The organism is Myroides odoratimimus, assembly GCF_030326305.1.
In the GTDB taxonomy this organism is placed as follows: domain Bacteria; phylum Bacteroidota; class Bacteroidia; order Flavobacteriales; family Flavobacteriaceae; genus Flavobacterium; species Flavobacterium odoratimimum_A.
This window is the reverse complement of record NZ_JACAKB010000001.1, coordinates 1-21,483: the sequence shown is the minus strand read 5'-3', so window position 1 is coordinate 21,483 and position 21,483 is coordinate 1. Positions and strand designations below refer to the sequence as shown.

General features: G+C 37.1%; 17 protein-coding genes and 1 pseudogene. 14 read left to right on the top strand and 4 right to left on the bottom strand.

What is annotated here, in order from left to right; all coding sequences use genetic code 11:
* Nucleotides 1-5: 5 nt before the first annotated feature.
* A complete protein-coding gene (locus HX049_RS00090) occupies nt 6-1,415 on the bottom strand; it encodes an AAA family ATPase (RefSeq protein WP_286413301.1) in 1,410 nt (469 codons plus the stop codon).
* 538 nt (nt 1,416-1,953) lie between these two features.
* Here HX049_RS00090 and HX049_RS00085 point away from each other — a divergent pair.
* The 4 genes from HX049_RS00085 (at nt 1,954) to HX049_RS00070 (ending at nt 4,288) form a co-directional block, all read left to right on the top strand.
* Nucleotides 1,954-2,481, top strand: a complete 528-nt coding sequence (locus HX049_RS00085; RefSeq protein WP_286413300.1) for a 30S ribosomal protein S16 — start codon at nt 1,954-1,956, stop codon at nt 2,479-2,481.
* A gap of 12 nt (nt 2,482-2,493) precedes the next feature.
* The gene (gene rimM / locus HX049_RS00080; protein ID WP_286413299.1) at nt 2,494-3,024 is read left to right on the top strand and encodes a ribosome maturation factor RimM; all 531 of its coding nucleotides are present in this window, start codon (nt 2,494-2,496) and stop codon (nt 3,022-3,024) included.
* 64 nt (nt 3,025-3,088) lie between these two features.
* A complete protein-coding gene (locus HX049_RS00075; protein ID WP_286413298.1) occupies nt 3,089-3,616 on the top strand; it encodes an AAA family ATPase in 528 nt (175 codons plus the stop codon).
* A 72-nt stretch (nt 3,617-3,688) separates the two neighbouring features.
* Entirely contained in the window at nt 3,689-4,288 is a 600-nt protein-coding gene (locus HX049_RS00070; protein ID WP_286413297.1) for a DUF6037 family protein, read from the top strand.
* Nucleotides 4,289-4,421: 133 nt separating this feature from the next.
* On the opposite strand, the gene HX049_RS00065 is transcribed toward HX049_RS00070, so the two are convergent.
* Nucleotides 4,422-4,592: a hypothetical protein gene (locus tag HX049_RS00065; protein WP_286413296.1), complete on the bottom strand. Its 171-nt coding sequence runs from the start codon at nt 4,590-4,592 to the stop codon at nt 4,422-4,424.
* A gap of 182 nt (nt 4,593-4,774) precedes the next feature.
* Here HX049_RS00065 and HX049_RS00060 point away from each other — a divergent pair, with 182 nt between their 5' ends.
* From HX049_RS00060 to HX049_RS00015, 10 genes are all read left to right on the top strand, one after another.
* A complete protein-coding gene (locus HX049_RS00060; RefSeq protein WP_286413295.1) occupies nt 4,775-5,530 on the top strand; it encodes a GLPGLI family protein in 756 nt (251 codons plus the stop codon).
* A gap of 92 nt (nt 5,531-5,622) precedes the next feature.
* Complete coding sequence (locus tag HX049_RS00055; protein ID WP_286413294.1) at nt 5,623-6,330, top strand: tRNA1(Val) (adenine(37)-N6)-methyltransferase; 708 nt, start codon at nt 5,623-5,625, stop codon at nt 6,328-6,330.
* A gap of 470 nt (nt 6,331-6,800) precedes the next feature.
* Nucleotides 6,801-8,075, top strand: coding sequence for an O-acetylhomoserine aminocarboxypropyltransferase/cysteine synthase family protein (locus HX049_RS00050; RefSeq protein WP_155090840.1), 1,275 nt, complete (start codon nt 6,801-6,803; stop codon nt 8,073-8,075).
* A gap of 1 nt (nt 8,076) precedes the next feature.
* Entirely contained in the window at nt 8,077-9,216 is a 1,140-nt protein-coding gene (locus HX049_RS00045; RefSeq protein ID WP_286413293.1) for a trans-sulfuration enzyme family protein, read from the top strand.
* Nucleotides 9,217-9,232: 16 nt separating this feature from the next.
* Nucleotides 9,233-10,198 carry an alpha/beta fold hydrolase gene (locus HX049_RS00040; RefSeq protein WP_286413292.1) on the top strand — a complete coding sequence of 322 codons (966 nt, stop codon included), beginning with the start codon at nt 9,233-9,235 and terminating at the stop codon, nt 10,196-10,198.
* A 12-nt stretch (nt 10,199-10,210) separates the two neighbouring features.
* Entirely contained in the window at nt 10,211-12,613 is a 2,403-nt protein-coding gene (thrA, locus tag HX049_RS00035; protein ID WP_286413291.1) for a bifunctional aspartate kinase/homoserine dehydrogenase I, read from the top strand.
* A 287-nt stretch (nt 12,614-12,900) separates the two neighbouring features.
* The gene (locus HX049_RS00030) at nt 12,901-14,097 is read left to right on the top strand and encodes a trans-sulfuration enzyme family protein (RefSeq protein ID WP_286413290.1); all 1,197 of its coding nucleotides are present in this window, start codon (nt 12,901-12,903) and stop codon (nt 14,095-14,097) included.
* Between the two features lie 45 nt (nt 14,098-14,142).
* Complete coding sequence (gene metH / locus HX049_RS00025) at nt 14,143-17,874, top strand: methionine synthase (RefSeq protein ID WP_160339606.1); 3,732 nt, start codon at nt 14,143-14,145, stop codon at nt 17,872-17,874.
* Nucleotides 17,871-18,830 carry a methylenetetrahydrofolate reductase [NAD(P)H] gene (metF, locus tag HX049_RS00020; protein WP_286413289.1) on the top strand — a complete coding sequence of 320 codons (960 nt, stop codon included), beginning with the start codon at nt 17,871-17,873 and terminating at the stop codon, nt 18,828-18,830. The genes metH and metF overlap by 4 nt, the downstream gene beginning before the upstream one ends.
* Before the next feature lie 540 nt (nt 18,831-19,370).
* Nucleotides 19,371-20,210: a DUF4349 domain-containing protein gene (locus tag HX049_RS00015; protein WP_286413288.1), complete on the top strand. Its 840-nt coding sequence runs from the start codon at nt 19,371-19,373 to the stop codon at nt 20,208-20,210.
* Between the two features lie 133 nt (nt 20,211-20,343).
* Here the strand turns inward: HX049_RS00015 and HX049_RS00010 are convergent, their stop codons facing one another.
* Together HX049_RS00010 and HX049_RS00005 are read right to left on the bottom strand one after the other, a co-directional pair.
* Entirely contained in the window at nt 20,344-20,847 is a 504-nt protein-coding gene (locus tag HX049_RS00010; protein WP_286413287.1) for an NUDIX hydrolase, read from the bottom strand.
* Nucleotide 20,848: 1 nt separating this feature from the next.
* A pseudogene (locus tag HX049_RS00005) lies at nt 20,849-21,385 on the bottom strand (CatA-like O-acetyltransferase); the annotation flags it as partial.
* Nucleotides 21,386-21,483: the final 98 nt, after the last annotated feature.

The following is a 21,483-nucleotide window of genomic DNA, read 5'->3' as shown; positions in this document are numbered from 1 at the left end:
GCTTTTTAGAATTTCTCGATTTCTAACAGAGTGGCATAATCATCGTTAAACTCTCCCAATTGCTCATTTAACCAATTCTCATCAGAAGGCATCCCTTTATAAGTATCTAATTTTCGAATAGTTCCTTCTTTTTCATCTAACTGATAGATAACTAATTCTTCTCCATTAATAACAGACTCTTCAGGTACTATCTTATGAAATCTCTCTCTCTTTTCTTGATTATCACCTATTGTATCTAAGACCATCTTTCCCTTCACTGCTAACGTCAAATAGTTTATTAAATACGGGCTATGAGTAGTAATCACTAATCTATTCTCATCTAGTTCATTATTGAGTGCTAATAAACTATTCAACATAATACGTTGCGAACTAGGATAAAGATTTTGTTCAGGTTCTTCAACAATATTCAAAAACGAATGGTATAAATATGGTTTTAGTATATTTAAATTCTTATTTTTAAAAAAATCCATCTCTATCTTCCATATTTCATCTAATCGTTGTGAATATCTAATAATATTTTTATAATTAGAATTAATAACACTCAACCTTTCCTTCGGAGTTTTCCTTAAATTATTCTCACTTTCTTTCACTAATTTTTCCATTTTTGAAATAATCTCCTCTTTTTCTAACTTAATGGACTCCTTATATTTTATCATAGCAACCTCTTCTTCACTTAAACTTAAATACTTATGTATCCCACCTGAAAGTAACATTCTATTCTCATCTCTTTCTAACTTGACCAATCTTGTTAAATAACTTGACACAATATACAAGGGTACCAAAGATTGATAACCACTAGACGCTTCAGATAATTTAATCTTATATTTTTCCCCTTCACCAATAAAAGATGTTCTACTGGTACTTTCATAATGAAATTGCACATTACCTATAGGTAACTGCAAACTGTCTACACTATCTTTTAACGCTTTATCAAACTCCGCAGCAAAAAGATACATCATTGTAGACAATCCTTTCAATTCTCTAAAATTCTCAACTGCACTAATAAAATTACGATCAGAAGGAACATACATTATCTTAGGCATATTATATTCAGTAGACTTATTTTCTTCTAATGACACTTTATTATCCTTCAAAGTAATATTTACTTTTTCGCCTTGATAATCAAACTCAGTAATTACATTGCCTGTCTTATCTAAAATAAAATACTGAGAAATATTTTGATAATTCAAATATTCACTCAAAGTTTCTAGGCTCAAATCTTCTGTGATTTCCTCATTCTCTTTTACAAACGCCTTTTCTAACCAAGAAAAAGTAGAAATCAACTTAGCTACAGTACTTTTACCAGAACCTTGATTACCGATAAAAACAGTAACCTTCTTAGTATCGATATACCCATCCCCATCAACTACTCCTTCTTTTATTGGTCCAAAATTCTTAATTTTTAACTTCGCCATAATTTACTTCTTCAATGATTCTATTAAGTATAAATGTACTTCAATTCTTAATACTACTTTAGTTAGTAAAAATACATAAAAAAATTAGTTATACTTATTGTCCACGCATGTTCTTAATCCTAATTTAATTTTCGATTCTTCACAACCATACCTCTCTGCCCTCTTATGACACTAATGCCTCAATATTCCCTTTTTGCACAATAATGATGGCACATCCCTAAACTAACCACCTCATTATCAACAATCAGAACTAATTCAATACTAATTCTTTCGGATACCATTCGGGTAGAACCAGTGTTTACTTAGGTTAAAGAAGGTTTTACCGAACTGTACTAATTCTCTACCCGAATGATCTACAGAGTAGCTCAGTTTAGAATAATAGAAGAGAATGGATTTACTTACACCACAGAACGCACAGTGTGTCAGATAGATATAAAATAAAAAAAATCAATATATTAACGAATCACTTCAAAATAAATATTATCTTTGCACCTCAATTTTGAACCGAGGTCGGGTACCTCAACTAATTAAATTAATTATGTCTGTAAAAATTAGATTACAAAGACACGGTAAAAAAGGAAAACCTTTTTACTGGGTAGTAGCTGCTGATGCACGCGCTAAAAGAGATGGTAAATTCTTAGAGAAAATCGGAACTTACAATCCTAACACTAACCCTGCAACTGTAGAATTAAATGTTGATGCTGCTGTTAAATGGTTATTCAACGGTGCTCAACCTACAGATACTGCTAGAACATTACTTTCTTACAAAGGAGCAATGTTAAAACACCACTTACAAGGTGGAGTTAACAAAGGAGCTTTAACTCAAGAGCAAGCTGACGCGAAATTCGCTGCTTGGTTAGAAGAAAAAGCTGCTAAAATCAACGCTAAGAAAGAAGGATTATCTTCTTCTAAAGCTGCTGACAAAGCTGCTAGATTAGCTGCTGAGAAAGAAGTAAACGCTAAGCGTGCTGCTGCTGCTCAAGCTAAAGCTGCTGAAGCACAAGCTGCTCCTGCAGAAGAAACTGCTGAAGCAACTGAAGAAAGCAACGAAGAAACTCAAGCATAATTTACTAGCGATATGCGTAAAAAGGATTGTTTCTATTTAGGCAAAATCGCAAAGAAATTTAGCTTTAAAGGGGAGGTACTTATTTATTTAGACACCGATGAACCTGAGTTATACGAAAACTTGGAATCAGTGTTCGTCGACTTCGACGGACAACTGGTTCCTTTTTTTATGGAACAAGCTTCATTACATAAAAGCGATTTTTTAAGAGTTAAATTCGAGGAGTCTAACTCTGAAGAAGATGCTGACCGATTAGTCGGATCAGAGATATACCTACCACTGACGATGCTTCCTAAACTAGAAGGAAACAAGTTCTACTACCACGAGATCACTGGTTTTGACGTAATAGATACTAACGAAGGTGAAATAGGTCAACTAAAAAGAGTAAACGATAGTAATTATCAACCTCTATTCGAGATAGACTATAACGGAACCGAAATATTAGTTCCGATGATAGATGAACTTATCCATAAAGTAGATCGTGAGAATAAGAAGTTATATCTTAATGTACCTGTTGGGTTATTAGATATTTATCTAGGGAGATAATACATCACATCATACAGCCTCGAGACACTTGTTTCGAGGTTTTTTGTTTTTATATTTGTCGATTATGGTAGCACTACATCACTTAGGTAATCGCATCTGCATCATTGGGCTTAGCTCCTCTGGCAAGTCTACTCTAGCTCAAGCCTTAGGCAAGAAACTGAATCTAAATATCCTGCATTTAGATCAGATAGCGCATATCCCTAATACAGACTGGATACCTCGTGACAAAGCGCTTATGACAGCTGATCATCAGACATTCTTAAGCGATCATACAGACTGGGTGATAGAAGGCAACTATAGCTTCTTAATGCCTGAGCGACTTAAAGATGCTACCTGTGTTATCTGGTTAGACTTCTCTCCTATCGGAGCACTGTACAGATACATAAAGCGCAGTATCACGCATAGAGATACTCGCCCTGGCAACTTAGACGGTGCCGAGAGCCAATTCAGTATGAAGATGGTCAAGTATATCTTATTCGAAGCTCCTAAGAAAAGCCCTAAATATGTAGAACTGATTAATAATAGCCCTGCTACCTTCATCCATATCAGAAGTTTTAAAGAACTAATGAAGTGGTATAGAGTGTGGTTGTAATAGTTTATTATCCTTTAAGTATATAATTATATTTTTGTAATTTTATAAAAAAGTTACTATTAACTATACATTATGATTCTTAATAACCTTGAGCAATTACATCAACAAATATTAAACAATAATGATACTTTTTGTATATTCCCTTTTGCAAAAAACAAAATTGTTTTTAATATCTTATTCGATATAGGTACTACTCCTTTTAAATTAGTTCTTTTACAAAAAAAAGGAAATTTTAGATTAGAACTTGTTGTAACTCATAATTACAATATAGATTCAATGTTAGACAGAGAACTATATAAACAATTATGTGAAGTCTTAGATTTAACAAACGATAGTAACAATCGCTTTAGTACTAATGCTTTTTTTTCAGAATTAAATACAGTGATTCCAAGACAATACTATAGATCAACTGCAGAACGACCCCTTTATGTTTTTTATAGCAACAATATAGAAGAGCCAAATAAACTATACTATTCTTCAATGACAGATTGGAAAAACACTTTAAATCGAAAGAATCATAAAGTCACTGATAAAAACCTAGAAAAAACACGAGTGTTATATCCTGAAATTTATGAATTCTGCAAAGACAACAATATCTCAGTAAACTACACTTCAGAAAATATTAAAAAAGATCTAAAGAAAGATATTTATAAAATTAATCGTTTTATTTAAATCTCAATTTGTTCTTTATTAAGTCTCTACTCCATATTCTTTATCCAGATAATATCTCCTTCTGGTGCTTTAGCTTCTTCTGGAGTTATACCATTCAGAGAAGTCACATAAGAAGCAAGCTTCGCTATATTTCTCACGCTCCTTTATATCTTCTATAACGCTCCTTCATAGGCTCTTGATTAATACTCCAAACAGAAGTCATATAATATAAGATTGCACTTAATACTAAACCAAAAATAACACCGATTAATAGTTTTGATTTACTCCTTTGTGGCTTATTATTCTTTGATGTCCAATTTTCCATAGTCATATATTTTTAGATACTCTACCTAGGTAGGAACTCTCTTCTAAACGATTAAGAACTCATTACAATACTCTGTATTCTTAATTTACAATCAATCTATTACCCCATTTTAAACTATGCAATTATACCAATACACTAAATGTTAAATAAAAGAATTATATTAGATTTATAAAACCACAATTATGAAAAAGTATCTATTCTTATTATTGATTATGACCTCTTCTTTTGCTCAGAATACCTCTGAAGTAGAAGTGATGAGATACAGTTATAAAACGAGTGTTGCCAATGGGTCTAAGAAGCTTGTCCGCGATGGTAATGCTATACTTGATATAAAAGATAAAGAATCTAGATTTACAGATCTGATGAACTATAGTTTTATAACCTCTCAGAAAACAGACAATCCTGAAAAAAACAATCAATCAACCTTTAAATGGACTGTATATGCTGATGGAAATACTACTTCGTTTTATGATAAGATAGGATTAGACCTGAGCTATTATGAGGAAGATAAGAATAGTATAAAGTGGACTATACTTCCAGAGGTTAAAGATTGGAATAACTATAAGGTACAAGAAGCAACTGCTACTTATGGTGGTAGAGAATGGACAGTGCTATTCACCCAAGATATACCTGTACAGAGTGGCCCTTATAAATTCATTAATCTACCAGGCTTCGTAGTGAAGGCTTGGGATAGTGAGAATCACTTTGTTTTTGAACTTCTTGACAGTCAGAAAGTATCTACTTCATGGGATATTGTCACTGATGATAAGTATGCAAAGTATTCGAAAGACCAAACGAATAAAGCACGTAAAGTAGCCGCTAGTAAAACGTATGCACAACTATTAGAAGAAAAAGGCACTGTCCTGGACAAAGTTACTGCTGAATATTTCAATAGAAAAGTAGGTGACAGTGAGAACCCTATTGAACGTGATTTTTAACTTAAGTCTTTTATTCTACCTTACACTTCTGTACAGCTATACATTAGGTCACTAAACCTCCTTTTTGTACTTTTGCAAAAAGACTAAGCAAGATGTTTCAATTTAAACAGTTTACGATACAGCAGGATAAATGTGCGATGAAGGTAGGTACGGATGGAGTACTATTAGGAGCATGGACACCGATAGACAATAATCCTTATAAGGTGTTAGACATAGGGTCAGGCACAGGACTGCTAGCCTTAATGATGGCACAGCGCACAGGTGCAGAGCAGATAGATGGAGTAGAAATAGACGAAAACGCACATGAGCAAGCTGTAGAGAACTTTGAGAACAGCCCTTGGGGTGATAGACTATTCTGCTACCATGCCGACTTAGAGACCTTCGCTAATGAGATGGAAGAAGAATATGATCTAATTATCTCTAATCCTCCTTTCTATAGTGAAGATTATCACACGAATGATAAGCAGAGAGATACTGCTCGTTTTCAGGATGCGATGCCTTTTGATTTATTAATTGAGGCAGTAGAATATTTCTTGTCTGAGAAAGGGGTGTTTAGTGTAATTATTCCAGCCAAAGAAGAAGAGACACTGATGCGATTGGCAGCCGAGTTTGGTATCTATCCATTCAAGGTAACTCGCGTTCGAGGGAACGAACAAGCCGAAATCAAACGTAGCTTAATTGCTTTTTCACGTCAATTAGTAGAGAAAATCCCCTTAGATGAGCTAACTATCGAAGTAGAGAGACATCAGTACACCCCAGCATTTGAGGCACTTGTGAGAGATTTTTATCTAAAATTATAAAAAAAGTTAAAATTATTTTGTTTATTCCGAAATAATTTAATGATATTTGTACCAACAAAAACAAAGAAGAAAAAATGAATACAGTTTATACAATGATGATGACAATGATGATGTGGAGAAATCCGCAGGGCTTGTTATTTGCATAAACTTAAATTCTAAATAACATATATAAAGCCCTTGCGATAGCGAGGGCTTTTTTTTTTACACTAAACCAAACAGTATATAATTAGATAAATATAAATACCATGATTTTCAATACTAACACAATGATGATGGCAATGATGATGATGAACATGATGATGTTCACGACGCCCTATTGCCTAAAGTCAACGAGTTAGTTATAATCTAAACAAAGAGATTAAAATACTTGAAGTCCTTTTGGCAATGCCGAAAGGACTTTTTTTATGCCCTTTACTCAGCAGGGTTAAGTACTGAGAAAATAAAAAACTAAAACATTAAAAAATATAACCATGAGCAATCTAAATTTTTCAACACAAGCATTACACGCAGGACACAATGTACAATCTACAGCAGGAACAAGAGCAGTGCCTATCTATCAGACATCATCGTATGTATTCGAAAATGCTGATCATGCAGCAGGAGCTTTTAACCTGTCTATCCCAGCGTATATCTATACAAGATTAAACAACCCTACTAACGATATCTTAGAACAACGCTTAGCAGCACTTGAGGGAGGTATCGGAGCAGTGGTAACAGCATCAGGAGCATCTGCTATCTCTACAACGTTCTTAACATTATTAAAAGCAGGAGACCACATCGTATCATCTAATAGCTTATACGGAGGGACTTATAACTTATTTAATGTTACTCTTCCAAGATTTGGTATCAACACCACTTTCGTAGATCCATCTAATGTAGAGAACTTCAGAACAAATATTCAAGAGAACACAAAAGCAATATTCGTAGAGAGTTTAGGTAATCCTAAGTTAGACATCATTAACCTAAAAGCAGTTGCGAAGATCGCACAAGAGTTTAAAATACCTTTCATCGTAGATAACACTGTTGCCTCTCCTGCTCTACTTAACCCGATCGAATATGGAGCTAATATCGTAGTACACTCACTGACTAAGTACATCACAGGTAACGGTACTTCATTAGGTGGAGCGATTATCGATGCAGGGACATTTGATTGGTCAAGTGGTAGATTCCCTGAATTCACAGAACCATCACCAGGATACCACGGACTAATATATCACCAAGCATTAGGTAATGCGGCTTTCATCGCTAAGATAAGAGTAGAAGGATTAAGAGATTTAGGTGCAGCACTTAGCCCATTCAATGCTTTCCAAATCATCCAAGGATTAGAGACATTGCCTATCCGTATCCAAAAGCACAGTGAGAATGCTCTTGCATTAGCAGAGTGGTTAGAGAAACAAGATGCTGTAGCATGGGTAAACTATCCAGGACTAAAGTCAAGCCCTTACCACGACTTAGCAAAAGAGTACTTACCTAAAGGACAAAGTGGAGTGGTAACATTCGGATTGAAAAAAGGATTTGAAGCAGCGAAGACAGTAGCGAACGAGACAAAACTATTCTCACTACTTGCCAACATCGGAGATACCAAGTCATTAATCATCCACCCTGCTTCTACTACACACCAACAGTTAAGTGTGGCTGAACAAAAAGCAACTGGAGTAGCACCTGACTTAATCAGACTATCAGTAGGAATAGAAAACATTGAAGATTTAAAAGCTGATTTAGCTAACGTATTTAAAACATTATAAGATGAGTACCCAAACAGATATACTAAAACACATTCCGATAGACCCACACACAGGAGCCATCGCAGTACCGATCTATCAGACAACGACATTCGCTCAAGAAGCACCAGGAGTAAACAAAGGATTTGACTACACACGTACCAACAATCCTACTCGTCAAGCCCTTGAAGAATTAGTTGCCTCTTTAGAAAACGGTGCAAAGGGGTTTGCCTTTGGGAGTGGACTGGCAGCTATAGATGCTGTATTTAAAACACTGAGTCAAGGAGATGAAGTAATAGCAGTAGCCAATATCTACGGTGGTACATACAGACTGTTGAATGAGGTATATGCAAAGTTTGGGATCAAAACTCATTATGTAGATACAACAGTAGCAGCTAATGTAGAGAAAGCAATCAATGACAAAACTAAGTTGATATGGATAGAAAGTCCTACTAACCCTACACTGCGTATATCAGATATACAAGCTATAGCAGACATTGCTAAGAAACACAAGGTTTGGTTATGCGTAGATAACACTTTCGCTACCCCAATAGCTCAAAAACCTTTAGACTTAGGAGCTGATATAGTTGTTCACAGTGCTACGAAGTACATAGCAGGACACTCAGATGTAGTAGCAGGATTGGTCATCACGAAAACAGAGGAGTTAGGCAAGATCATTAAGTTTCACCAAAACTCTACAGGAGCTATACTAAGTCCTTTCGATAGCTTCTTAACCATCAGAGGCATTGAAACACTCTTGCTCAGATACAAAGGATATTCAGAGAATGCCCTAAAGATAGCAGAGTACCTCAGCACACATCCGAAGATAAACAAGATATACTATCCAGGATTAAAAAGTCATGAAGGACATGAACTTGCTAAGAAGCAACAAAAGTATTTCGGAGGAGTCATCAGCTTTGATCTAAAGGACAACAGCAAAGAGGCAGCTCTTAAGATTATACAAAGTCTAAAACTCTTTACACTGACTGAGGGTTTAGGAGGAATAAAGAGCTTGAGCAATTATCCTTTTGAGATGTCTCATGGCTCAGTACCTAAAGAGACTAAAGTACAAGCAGGGATAACAGAAAGTCTAATACGACTATCCATAGGATTAGAAGAAACAGAGGATTTAATAGAAGATATCAAACAGGCATTAGCACAATAAATAACAACAGAATACCATGAGTCGCTTACAAGAAATAACAATCACTAATCATACACTACCAAACGGAAGTACACATACTTTTCACATCACCTATCAGGTGGTGGGACAGCCTTTACACAGTGCTCCAATTGTATTGGTCAACCATGCTTTGACAGGAAATAGTCAAGTAGCAGGCGATGACGGATGGTGGAATAGCTTAGTGGGTTATGACAAAGTAATCGACCTCAACCGATACACAGTCCTTGCCTTTGACATACCTGGTAATGGTTTTAACCAACAGGAGGCTCACCTCATCCAAGATTATAAAGCACTAACGACTAAAGTAATTGCAGAAGTATTTTGGAAAGCGTTAGATCGATTACAGATCAATAGACTATACGCTGTTATCGGAGGAAGTTTAGGAGGAAGCATTGCTTGGGAATTAGCTTTTTTAAGGCCAAAAGCGATAGACCACTTAATCCCCATAGCGACAAGCTGTAAAGCATCTGATTGGTTAATAGGAAATGCTTTAGTACAAGACAGTATTCTGAACAACTCTTCTCAACCGATAGAAGACGCCCGTATGCATGCTATGTTACTCTACCGCACTCCTGCATCGCTCCAGCAGAAGTTCGCTAACGGATATAAAGAAAGCGAAAACCAATATGCGATAGAGAGCTGGCTTAAATATCACGGACAGGCTTTAGAAAGTCGCTTTAAACTCCAAGCCTATAAATTGATGAATCACCTTCTGAGAACCATAGGCCAAGAGCAAACACAAGACAGTTTAAAAACTTTTGCTCAACAAACCAGTGCACACATACACTGTATAGCAGTAGATACAGATTATATGTTCACCAAAGAAGAGCAAGAGCAAACAGTAGAATTACTAAAAGACTGTTGCAAACACATTACATACCAAGAGATTCAGTCCATACACGGCCACGATGCCTTTTTGATTGAATACGAACAGTTAAACAATTTATTAAAACCATTATTTTAAAATCAGCACATTATGAAAGTATTAAAGTTTGGAGGGAAATCCCTTGCATCAGGACAAGCTTTTGACAACGTTATAAACATTATCAAAACAAAAGTAAACGAAGGACCTATCGCTATTGTGGTTTCTGCCATAGGAGACACTACAGATACCCTTGAACATATATTAGACTTAGCAAAGACTAAACAAGATTATACAACTGCCTTTGAAGCTTTTAAGAACAGACCTTACCACCAAGAAGCAGATATAGATACAGAAATAGGAGTATTGAGCAAATTATACGAAGGAGTATCTCTAATCGAAGACTACGGGCTAAAGATTAAAGACCAAGTATTAGCACAAGGAGAATTAATATCAAGTAAGATATTAGCTGCTCAATTAAATGCAAAAGGGATAAGAGCTACCTCTGTAGATAGCCGTCAGTTCTTTATCACAGATAACAACTTCGGTAGTGCACAAGCTATAGATGAGCTATCAAAAGAAAAGACTAAAGCTTTCTTTGATCAATTAGACAAAGACACTATCGCTATCGTTACAGGATTCATAGGAGCTACCGAAAAAGGAGAAACGACTACTCTTGGACGCAATGGTAGTAACTACTCTGCAGCACTATTGGCTAATTTTATCCAAGCAGATGAATTGCAAAATTATACTCATGTAGATGGTATTTATACTGCTAACCCTGATTGGGTTAAGAATGCACAGAAGATAGAAGAACTTCACTTCGATGAAGCAAATGAGTTGGCAAACTTCGGAGCATCTATTCTACACGCCAAAACAATATTGCCTTTGGTAGAGAATAACATTCCGCTGCGTATCTTAAATACATTGAACCCTAATAGCAAAGGTACACTTATCTCAAACAGACAAACAGTAAAGGGAATCAAGTCTTTATCTGTACAGTCTAACGCAGCCTTAATCCAATTCGAAGGACGTGGACTATTAGGGATCGTTGGAGTTGACGCACGTGTATTTACAGCATTGGCTAACGAAGGAATAAGCGTTGGGGTAATTTCACAAGGTTCTTCAGAGCGTGGTTTAGGATTTATCGTGGAAGAAAAAGACGCAGATAAAGCAAAGGATGCCTTAAACCGCGAATTCTCTAATGACTTCTATACACGTGATGTGAATAGCATTTCTATTATCCGTGATATAGCCGTTATTTCAATCATCGGACAAGACCTAAGCACATTTGACAAGCCTTATGCTGCGTTAGTAAAGAATAAGATCGTTCCTATCCTATTCAACAATACAGTGACAGGAAAGAACGTGAGTTTAGTAGTACGCAAAGAAGAAGCGAAGAAAGCGCTAAATGTGATCCACGGACAAATATTTGGTATCGCTAAGAAAATCAATATCGCTGTATTCGGTCATGGTTTAGTTGGAGGTACTTTAATTGATCAAATCTTACACTCTGCTCAATCTATCGAAGACAAAAAGAATATTGCCCTTAACATCTTCGCCATCGGTAACTCTAAAAAAGTATTGCTAAACGATGGGGGGATTAACTGCAACTGGAGAGAAAATTTAAAAGATAAAAGTGTTGCCTATAATATCCAAGAGGTCATCGACTATGCGAATGCTAACCACTTAGAAAACTTAATCGCAATAGATAATACAGCATCAGGAGAATTTATCAAAAATTACATCCCATTAGTAGAGAATGGCTTTGATTTAATCTCATCAAATAAGATTGCCAACACTATATCGTATAGTTTCTACAGAGAGTTACGCCAGACATTAAAGGCAAACCACAAAGAGTATCTATACGAAACAAATGTAGGTGCAGGATTACCCTTGATTGATACGATTAAATTACTTCACTTATCAGGAGAGAATATCACGAAGATAAAAGGAGTGTTCTCGGGAAGTTTGAGTTACATTTTTAATAACTACTCTATCCAAGACAGACCATTTAGTGAGGTACTTAAAGAGGCTATCACTAAAGGGTTTACAGAACCAGACCCACGTGAAGATTTATCAGGTAATGACGTAGGACGTAAGTTGTTAATCTTAGCAAGAGAGTTAGACTTACAAAACGAGTTCGAAGAGATAAACATTCAGAACTTAATTCCAACAGACTTACAAACTGTGGATACCCCAACGTTCTTAAACAGTTTAGAGAAGTTAAACCCTTATTTCGACAAGATAAAACAAGGCTTAGCACCAGATACAGTACTTCGCTATGTAGGAGAGCTATCAGGCGATCTACAAGAAGACAAAGGAGTCTTAGAAACGAAGTTAATCGAAGTACCAACAAGTTCTGCATTAGGACAACTAAAGGGTTCAGACAGTATATTCGAGATATACACAGAGAGCTATGGCGACAACCCTATCATTATCCAAGGAGCTGGAGCTGGAGCATCTGTAACTGCCAGAGGAGTATTTGGAGATATTTTAAGATTAGCTGATAAATAAATTGGTTAACAGTAGACAGTTTACTGTTAACGGACTAACCAACGTAACTGTAAAAGTGACACAGAATCTTGTGTCAAACACTATTAACTGTAAACCGTTAACCATAAGCTGTAAATCAACATAGTGTCCCACTTTATGCTACCATTTAATACTAAAATAATCATATGAGACCATAATAGTCAAGTATTTAAAGAGGCTTTGATTAAGCAACTACTTTTGATTTACAAGTGAATACCAAAAACTAACCACTGTTAACTGTAAACCGTTAACCGTAAACTAAAAAAAAGATGAGTACAATTAACAATGATGAAGGCTGTTGTTTTGAGACACAAGCCATAAGAACACAGACAGAGCGCTCCCAATACAATGAGCACTCTACACCACTATACCTAACCTCAAGCTTTGTCTTTGACGATGCTGAAAATATGCGTGCCGTATTCGCAGAAGAAGTTGAACAATATTCTTACTCACGTTTTACTAACCCTAATCAAACTGAGTTGGTAGAAAAGATCAGGCTATTCGAGAAAGCAGAAGCAGGTTATGCCTTTGCCACAGGTATGGCGGCTGTGTACTGCAGCTTGTTCCCATTATTAAAAACAGGTGATCACATTGTTTCTTGTTCTAACATCTTTGGTTCTACGAGAAGTTTATTCAGTAATATGTTTCCAGAATGGGGAGTTGAGACGAGTTACTTTGACCTTAATCAAGTCTATGATGTAGAAAGCTTAATTAAGCCTAACACTAAGATTCTCTTTGCAGAAAGCCCTACTAACCCAGGAGTGGATGTATTAGACTTAGCTTTTTTAGGAGAGATTGCAAAGAAACACAACTTGATCTTTATTGTAGACAACACTTTTGCCACTCCTTACTTGCAGAACCCGATTTCATTAGGTGCACATATAGTCATACACTCGGCAACTAAGTTAATAGACGGACAAGGAAGAGCTTGTGGAGGTGTGACTGTTGGCTATCAAGACTATATTCAGAAAATATATGTCTTCGCTCGTACCATTGGCTCAAGCATTTCACCATTTAATGCATGGGTCTTGTCTAAGAGCTTAGAAACATTAGCTGTACGAGTAGACAGACATTGTGAAAATGCCTTGACTATAGCAGAGTATTTAGAAAGACATCCAGCAGTGGAGTTTATCAAGTATCCGTTCTTGCCAAGTCATCCACAATATGAAATAGCAAAAAAACAAATGAAACAAGGAGGGAACATCATCGCCTTTGGGATTAAAGGAGGACTGGATGCTGGTAAAGCATTCTTAAATGCTTTACAATTATGTAGCCGCTCTGCTAATCTTGGAGATAGTAGAACGATCGTTACCCACCCTGCTTCTACCACACATAGTAAAGTTCCTGCAGAAGAAAAAATAGCCACAGGTATTACAGACAACCTGATACGTCTATCTGTTGGCTTAGAGAATACAAAAGATATTATCCGTGACTTAGAGCAAGCATTATCTACTGCAATTAAATAATGCCTTTCAAGACACTTCAAAAAACATTGATTAAAAGAGAAAATTATGTCAACAACACGAATACATACTGATATCAGAAGCCTATTAAAAGAACGCACCTTAGTACTCGATGGAGCAATGGGTACAATGCTTCAGGCTTACCGATTCTCAGAAGAAGATTTCAGAGGGGAGCGCTTTGCTGATTTTGCTCACCCCCTGAAGGGAAATAATGACTTGTTGTCTATTACTCAACCTGAAGCTGTTAAAGAAGTACACAGACAATATCTTTTGGCAGGAGCTGATATCTTATCTACAAACACTTTTTCAGGGACTACCATTGCGATGGCAGATTACCACCTGGAAGATATAGTATACGAACTAAACTACCAATCGGCTAAGATAGCCCGAGAAGTAGCAGACGAAGTAGAAGCTTTAGATCCTGACAGACCTCGCTATGTAGCAGGGGCTATCGGACCGACGAATAAAACAGCGAGTTTATCTCCTGATGTTAATAACCCAGGATATCGTGCCATTACTTTTGAAGAGCTGAGAGTAGCTTATAAGCAACAGGCTGAAGCTCTATTAGATGGAGGATGTGACTTACTATTAGTAGAAACCATATTTGACACACTAAATGCTAAAGCAGCTTTATTTGCTATAGACGAGATACAGGCAGAACGAGGTATTGATATTCCGATCATGATTTCGGGTACGATAACTGATGCTTCAGGACGTACTTTATCAGGACAGACTGTTGAGGCATTTCTGATTTCTATAGCACATATTCCTCTGTTGAGTATAGGGTTTAACTGTGCATTAGGAGCGGAGCAATTAGAACCGTATGTAAAGCAATTAAGTCAACATGCAGCTGTGAATATCTCTGCTCACCCGAATGCTGGTTTGCCAAATGCCTTTGGAGAGTATGATCAAACACCAACAGAGATGAAGGAACTAATCGACAGTTTCTTAAGTCAAAACTTAGTGCAAATCATAGGAGGGTGCTGTGGTACAACTCCAGAACATATTAAGCTAATTGCTCAGGCGGTAGCAGAACACAGTAAGGACAGAAAACCAAAAGAAAACAACCTAAAACCAGTACTTGCCCTATCGGGATTAGAACCTTTATATGTGACTGCAGAAGCGAACTTCATCAACGTAGGAGAACGCACAAATGTTACAGGATCACGTAAGTTTCTTCGCTTGATCAAAGAAGAGAAATTTGACGAAGCCTTAGCTGTTGCGAGAGAACAAGTAGAGGGTGGTGCTCAGATTATTGACATCAATATGGATGAAGGATTGTTAGACGGTGTGCATTGCATGACTAACTTCCTTAACCTCATCGCTTCTGAACCAGATATTGCGAAAGTTCCTATCATGATTGACAGTTCGAAGTGGGAGATTATCGAAGCAGGACTACGCGTAGTACAAGGTAAAGCGATTGTGAACTCGATCAGTCTAAAAGAGGGAGAAGAGTTATTTATCGAACACGCTAAATTAATTAAACGCTACGGAGCTGCCTCTGTAGTAATGGCATTCGACGAAAAAGGACAGGCAGATTCCTTAGAAAGACGTATAGAGATCTGCCAACGTTCTTATGATATATTAGTCAACCAAGTGAACTTCGCACCTCAGGACATCATCTTTGACCCTAACATATTTCCTGTAGCGACAGGAATGGAAGAGCACAACAACAATGCTTTGGACTTCTTTAATGCTACCAAATGGATCAGAGAGAACCTTCCTTATGCCAACGTAAGTGGTGGTGTAAGTAATGTTTCTTTCTCTTTCAGAGGAAACAACAAGGTAAGAGAAGCAATGCATGCTGCCTTCTTATACCATGCGATACAGCACGGTATGAACATGGGGATAGTGAATCCTGAGATGTTAGAAGTTTACGATGAGGTAGACAAGGATTTAATGGAACACGTAGAAGACGTATTGCTAAATAGACGAGCTGATGCGACTGAACGCCTACTCGACTTTGCCGAAAGTATTAAAAATGAAAGTGCTATTCAATCAACCGAAGTTAAAGTAGAAGAATGGCGTTCAGGTAGTATCCAAGACCGACTAACACATGCCTTAGTCAAAGGAATCGAAACATATATCGAACAAGATACAGAAGAAGCTCGCCTTAGCGTACCTCAACCGATTCAAGTGATTGAACAATATCTAATGAATGGAATGAATGTAGTCGGAGACCTTTTCGGAGCAGGTAAAATGTTCTTACCACAGGTAGTAAAGTCTGCACGTGTGATGAAAAAAGCTGTTGCCTATCTACTTCCGTTTATTGAAGAAAGTAAAAAACAGAATGCAGAAGCCTCTGTAGGTAATGCAGGTAAGATACTTATGGCTACTGTGAGAGGAGATGTACATGACATCGGTAAGAATATCGTAGCAGTGGTATTGGCTTGTAATAACTATGAGATCATCGACCTTGGGGTAATGGTTCCACCTGAGAAGATTATTGAAACAGCGATAAAAGAGCAAGTGGATATTATCGGACTAAGTGGATTAATCACTCCATCCTTAGATGAGATGGTACACTTGGCTAAAGAGCTTGACAAGGCCAATAGCAATATTCCAATCATGATTGGTGGAGCAACTACTTCCCGTGTTCATACAGCTGTGAAGATTGCACCAGAATACAAGAATTGCGTTGTACATGTACACGATGCCTCACGTTCAGTGACCATTGCCAATCAGTTGTTACAAAAAGAAGTTGAAGCAAGCTTTAAAGAAAACATCAAAGCAGAATACGATCAGCTTAGACGCGATTACTTAGGTAGAGCAAGAGACAAAAGCTATATCACAATCGAACAAGCAAGAGCAAACAAAGTCAAGATAGAATGGGATGCTAAAGACATTGTCAAACCCAACTTCATCGGTACGAAGACCGTAACAGTAGAGCTGGACGAACTATTGCCATTTATAGATTGGGCACCGTTCTTTCGTTCTTGGCAGTTGTTTGGCAAGTTTCCTGAGATCTTGACAGATGAGATAGTAGGACAGACAGCAACACAAGTATATGACGATGCTTTAGTAATGTTAGACAAAATCATCACTGAACGTTGGTTCGAAGCACGAGGTGTCTTAGGCATTTTTCCTGCAAATCAAGTTAATGATGACGATATCGAAGTGTACAACGAACAAGGAGAAACATTAGATAAGTTATTAACGCTGCGTCAACAATCGCTGAAGAACATCAAGGCTCCGAATATTGCCTTAGCCGACTTCGTTGCTCCAAAAGAAAGTGGATTAGAAGACTACATTGGTTTATTCGCAGTCTCAACAGGTTTTGGAGTAGATGAAATAGCCAAACAATACGAAGACGACCTTGATGACTATAACGCTATTATGGTGAAGGCATTAGCAGATCGTTTAGTAGAGGCTTTTGCAGAATACCTTCACCACGCAGTGCGTAAAGAAATTTGGGGATATGCTTCTGCTGAACGCCTTAGTAATGAAGAACTGATAAAAGAAGCATATCAAGGGATTCGACCAGCACCAGGTTATCCAGCTTGTCCTGATCACTTAGAAAAAGGAACAATATGGAAACTCCTACAAGTTGAAGAACGCATTGGTGTTAGTCTAACAGAGAGCTATGCCATGTTCCCTGCCGCTGCAGTATCGGGTTATTATTTTGCCCACCCACAGAGTAGATACTTTGGATTAGGTAAAATAGAACAAGATCAATTAGCAGACTATGCTAAGAGAAGAAACATAACAATAGAAGAAGCTGAACGTTGGCTGTCACCCAACTTAGCACAAAATAATAAATTAACGACGAACGAATCATGAAAGTAACAGAACACATCCAAAAAGCAAACGGGAAAACACAATTCTCTTTTGAGATATTACCTCCCTTAAAAGGGCAAAATATTCAAGGAATATTTGACTCTATCGAACCGCTAATGGAGTTTGACCCTCCTTTCATAGACGTAACGTATCATCGAGAAGAATATGAGTACAAAGAAGCAGGCAACGGACTGTGGGAAAAAAGAGTTGTCAGAAAAAGACCAGGAACTGTCGGTATTTGTTCAGCTATCCAACATAGATTCAAGTTGGATGCTATACCACACATCTTATGTGGAGGCTTCACCAAAGAAGACACTGAAAACTTCCTTATAGACCTTGATTTCTTAGGGATAGATAATGTTGTAGCCCTTAGAGGGGATGCTGTGAAGAACGAGACTTACTTTAAACCCGAACCGAAAGGAAACAAATATGCCTCTGAATTAGTTACTCAAATCAGTGAACTTAACCAAGGTATCTATTTAGACCCAGAGCTTGAGAATACCAGTAAGACTGACTTCTGCATTGGAGTGGCTGGTTATCCTGAGAAACACATGGAAGCACCTAACTTTGATACAGACCTTAAATACCTAAAGCAGAAAATAGACAACGGAGCAGAATACATCGTTACACAGATGTTTTTTGACAACAGTAAGTTCTTTGCCTTCGTAGAGAAATGTAGAGCTATAGGTATTGATGTACCGATTATCCCAGGACTTAAACCATTAGCAACACTAAATCAACTCAATCTATTACCTCAACGTTTTAAAGTTGACCTACCAGATGATTTGGTTGCTGAGGTACTCAAAGCAAAAGACAATGCTGCCATCCGCGAGATCGGTATTGAATGGTGTGCCCAGCAGTCAAAAGAATTAATAGATGCGGGTATCCCTATTGTACACTACTACTCTATGGGTAAATCTGACAATATCAAGAAGATCATTAAGCTTGCAACAGTTTAGAGAACAGTGAACGGTTGACTATTTGTAGACCGTAAACTAATAAGCTCGTTATTTATAATTTTTTGGTTGTGATAAACCTCTTGTCTATAGGATAAGAGGTTTTTTTAGTTTCATATACAAGCCCTATTTCCACAACGTACATCCACCATCCTTGTCATGCTGAAGAATGAAGCATCTCACACGTAACTCCACACAGTAACCACAATCCACTATTAACCATAAAACAATATTTCAAAGAACATCCTCTAAGTGAACTTAAAGGGTAACTGATACACTATCAATCACCCTCCAAAAGTACTTCTCTTATCAAATGTTCTTTTTAATACTGACTATTTTGATTATGAATGATATCATTTAGTCACTTTTAGTAGCAGAAAGTGGGACACTATATCTAATAGGGCAATATAAAACATTCCTAATTGTCTATCCTCAATTAAACTCCTCCCTATAATCAGTGATTTAAAACAATATTTTCAACCTCTAATAGGCTATATATCAAATCATAGTGTACATTTGTTAATAAAAAAACATGAAAAAAACATGAAAAAGACACTCAAACTATTAACCCTAATGTTATTCATAACATTAACCTCTTGCTCTAAATCAGCAGAATACGGAGAAGCCTCTGCCGTTGCTTTAGAAGATATCAGCACAACAGATATTGCTGCAGAAACCACTACTGAAGCACCACAATCTACAGATGCTACTCAAGATATCACTGTACCTGAACGTATGATAGTCAAAGAGGGAAATATACGTTTCGAAACTTCGAATGCACAAGAAACTCGAGCTAATATCGTAGCAAGTAGTAAAAAACTCAACGGATATCTATCACAAGACACATCAAATGTCTACAGCAATCGCACTGAACATACCATTGTGATTCGAGTACCTGCGAAGAACTTCGAAACCTTGTTAGAAGGAGTTACACAGACTGCCACTAAAGTAGACAGCAAAAACATCAATGCCTTAGATGTAACCGAAGAGTTCATCGATGTAGAAGCGAGAATCAAGACGAAGAAAGAAATAGAAGAGCGCTATAAAGAATTACTTAAACGCGCCAATTCAATAGATGACATTCTAAGAATAGAAAGAGAACTGGGGGCACTACGCGCAGATATAGAATCTTTTGAAGGACGACTAAAATACCTAAAGAGTAGAATATCGCTAAGTACCCTTACGGTAACTTTCTATGAAAAAGGAGAATCAACAACAGGGTTTGGGTACGAAATATCATCTGCCTTTGGTTCTGGATGGAGTAATCTATTATCATTTGTGATAGGACTATTCTATATCTGGCCATTTATCCTAATCTCAATTGGATTAATCTTGATCATCAGACGTATCAGAAAACGCAGAAAACAGAATAAAATAAACTAATATAAAGCAAAAGCCCTACTATGACAGTAGGGCTTTTTACATTTCTTTAATTATGTATCTACCTGCTTTATGTGACACGCAAAATATTGCGTCTCTACAGTAAACCTATACCTAATACCATAGGCAAAAACTGTTAACCGTTAACTGACAACTGTAAACCTGTTATCTCCTCCTTCATCTCTAACAAATTCAACTCTCCATCGTATAATGCGTGAAACACAAAAGGCTTACTCTCTAATATGTATTTATAGATAAACCAATCTGTTTTCGGAGTAGGTACATTCAGCAAGTCCTCATACGCTATCCACTCTAAAGTTCCCTCGTTACACTCAGGAGGAGTTACAGCATCGATATCAGCTACATACACATAGCTTAGCCAATTATACTTAGTAGGAGAAGTCTCCGTCAGTATACCGCAGAACTTCACCTTCTCTACTTTTATACCCGTCTCTTCAAATGTCTCACGGATCACACCCTCCTCAGGAGTTTCGAAAGGTTCTATCTTACCTCCTACAGGAGTATACGTATCTTTATTGGGTTCTTTTAAACGCTTTAGCAGCATTAAGTTGCTACCATTTCTAAGCACACATAATGTCGCTATCTTCTTTATGCCCTCAGGGATGATTACTTTACTCATCTTACTTCTCGTTTAAAAGTTGTTGAAAACGATCTACGAACTCCCCTACATGTACTCCATCCATCAGTGCATGATGTCCATGTATAGATACCGCCATACGCTTACGACCATTCTCTTCCATCACTTTACCAAACGAAATCTTAGGGCAGCTATCAGGAAAATCATAGTGACGTGCGTGCGACATAGAAGTAAAATCAAGCCAAGGCACAGCAGATATATGCAATACATTCTCCCCTTTTGATGCTGGGAAGAAGTCTGTTGATTGCTGTACTCGATCAATCTCTTCTTTTGCCTTAATCAAAAAAACTTCTTTATCACTATAGTAATCCATATACGCAAACCCAAACGTACCATTCGGTCTATTGATAGTAGGTGATGCGTGTACCTCATCATACAGATATACCTCGTTATCCACTATTCTATATCTAAACGCCTCTACCTCATTAGCAGCCTTTAGTGCGTCGTATAAATAAGTTAAGAAAAAAGAATGCCCTTTCTCTTTTGCTTTTTGGTAAGCAGTGGTACAATCCACTTGTACGGTTAATCCAAAGAAAGGTTCTGATTACTATGATAAAAGCAAATAATAATTCATAATATTTATTTCGTTTTTCTGATAATAATTCAATAATCTAAGAC

Coding starts and splice junctions, on each gene's coding strand:
- HX049_RS00045 (WP_286413293.1), top strand. CDS start 8,077: ATGAGTACCCAAACAGATATACTAAAACACATTCCGATAGACCCACAC.
- HX049_RS00050 (WP_155090840.1), top strand. CDS start 6,801: ATGAGCAATCTAAATTTTTCAACACAAGCATTACACGCAGGACACAAT.
- HX049_RS00040 (WP_286413292.1), top strand. CDS start 9,233: ATGAGTCGCTTACAAGAAATAACAATCACTAATCATACACTACCAAAC.
- metH (WP_160339606.1), top strand. CDS start 14,143: ATGTCAACAACACGAATACATACTGATATCAGAAGCCTATTAAAAGAA.
- HX049_RS00010 (WP_286413287.1), bottom strand. CDS start 20,847: ATGAGTAAAGTAATCATCCCTGAGGGCATAAAGAAGATAGCGACATTA.
- HX049_RS00075 (WP_286413298.1), top strand. CDS start 3,089: ATGGTAGCACTACATCACTTAGGTAATCGCATCTGCATCATTGGGCTT.
- HX049_RS00060 (WP_286413295.1), top strand. CDS start 4,775: ATGAAAAAGTATCTATTCTTATTATTGATTATGACCTCTTCTTTTGCT.
- HX049_RS00085 (WP_286413300.1), top strand. CDS start 1,954: ATGTCTGTAAAAATTAGATTACAAAGACACGGTAAAAAAGGAAAACCT.
- HX049_RS00090 (WP_286413301.1), bottom strand. CDS start 1,415: ATGGCGAAGTTAAAAATTAAGAATTTTGGACCAATAAAAGAAGGAGTA.
- HX049_RS00070 (WP_286413297.1), top strand. CDS start 3,689: ATGATTCTTAATAACCTTGAGCAATTACATCAACAAATATTAAACAAT.
- metF (WP_286413289.1), top strand. CDS start 17,871: ATGAAAGTAACAGAACACATCCAAAAAGCAAACGGGAAAACACAATTC.
- HX049_RS00030 (WP_286413290.1), top strand. CDS start 12,901: ATGAGTACAATTAACAATGATGAAGGCTGTTGTTTTGAGACACAAGCC.
- thrA (WP_286413291.1), top strand. CDS start 10,211: ATGAAAGTATTAAAGTTTGGAGGGAAATCCCTTGCATCAGGACAAGCT.
- HX049_RS00015 (WP_286413288.1), top strand. CDS start 19,371: ATGAAAAAGACACTCAAACTATTAACCCTAATGTTATTCATAACATTA.
- HX049_RS00065 (WP_286413296.1), bottom strand. CDS start 4,592: ATGGAAAATTGGACATCAAAGAATAATAAGCCACAAAGGAGTAAATCA.
- rimM (WP_286413299.1), top strand. CDS start 2,494: ATGCGTAAAAAGGATTGTTTCTATTTAGGCAAAATCGCAAAGAAATTT.
- HX049_RS00055 (WP_286413294.1), top strand. CDS start 5,623: ATGTTTCAATTTAAACAGTTTACGATACAGCAGGATAAATGTGCGATG.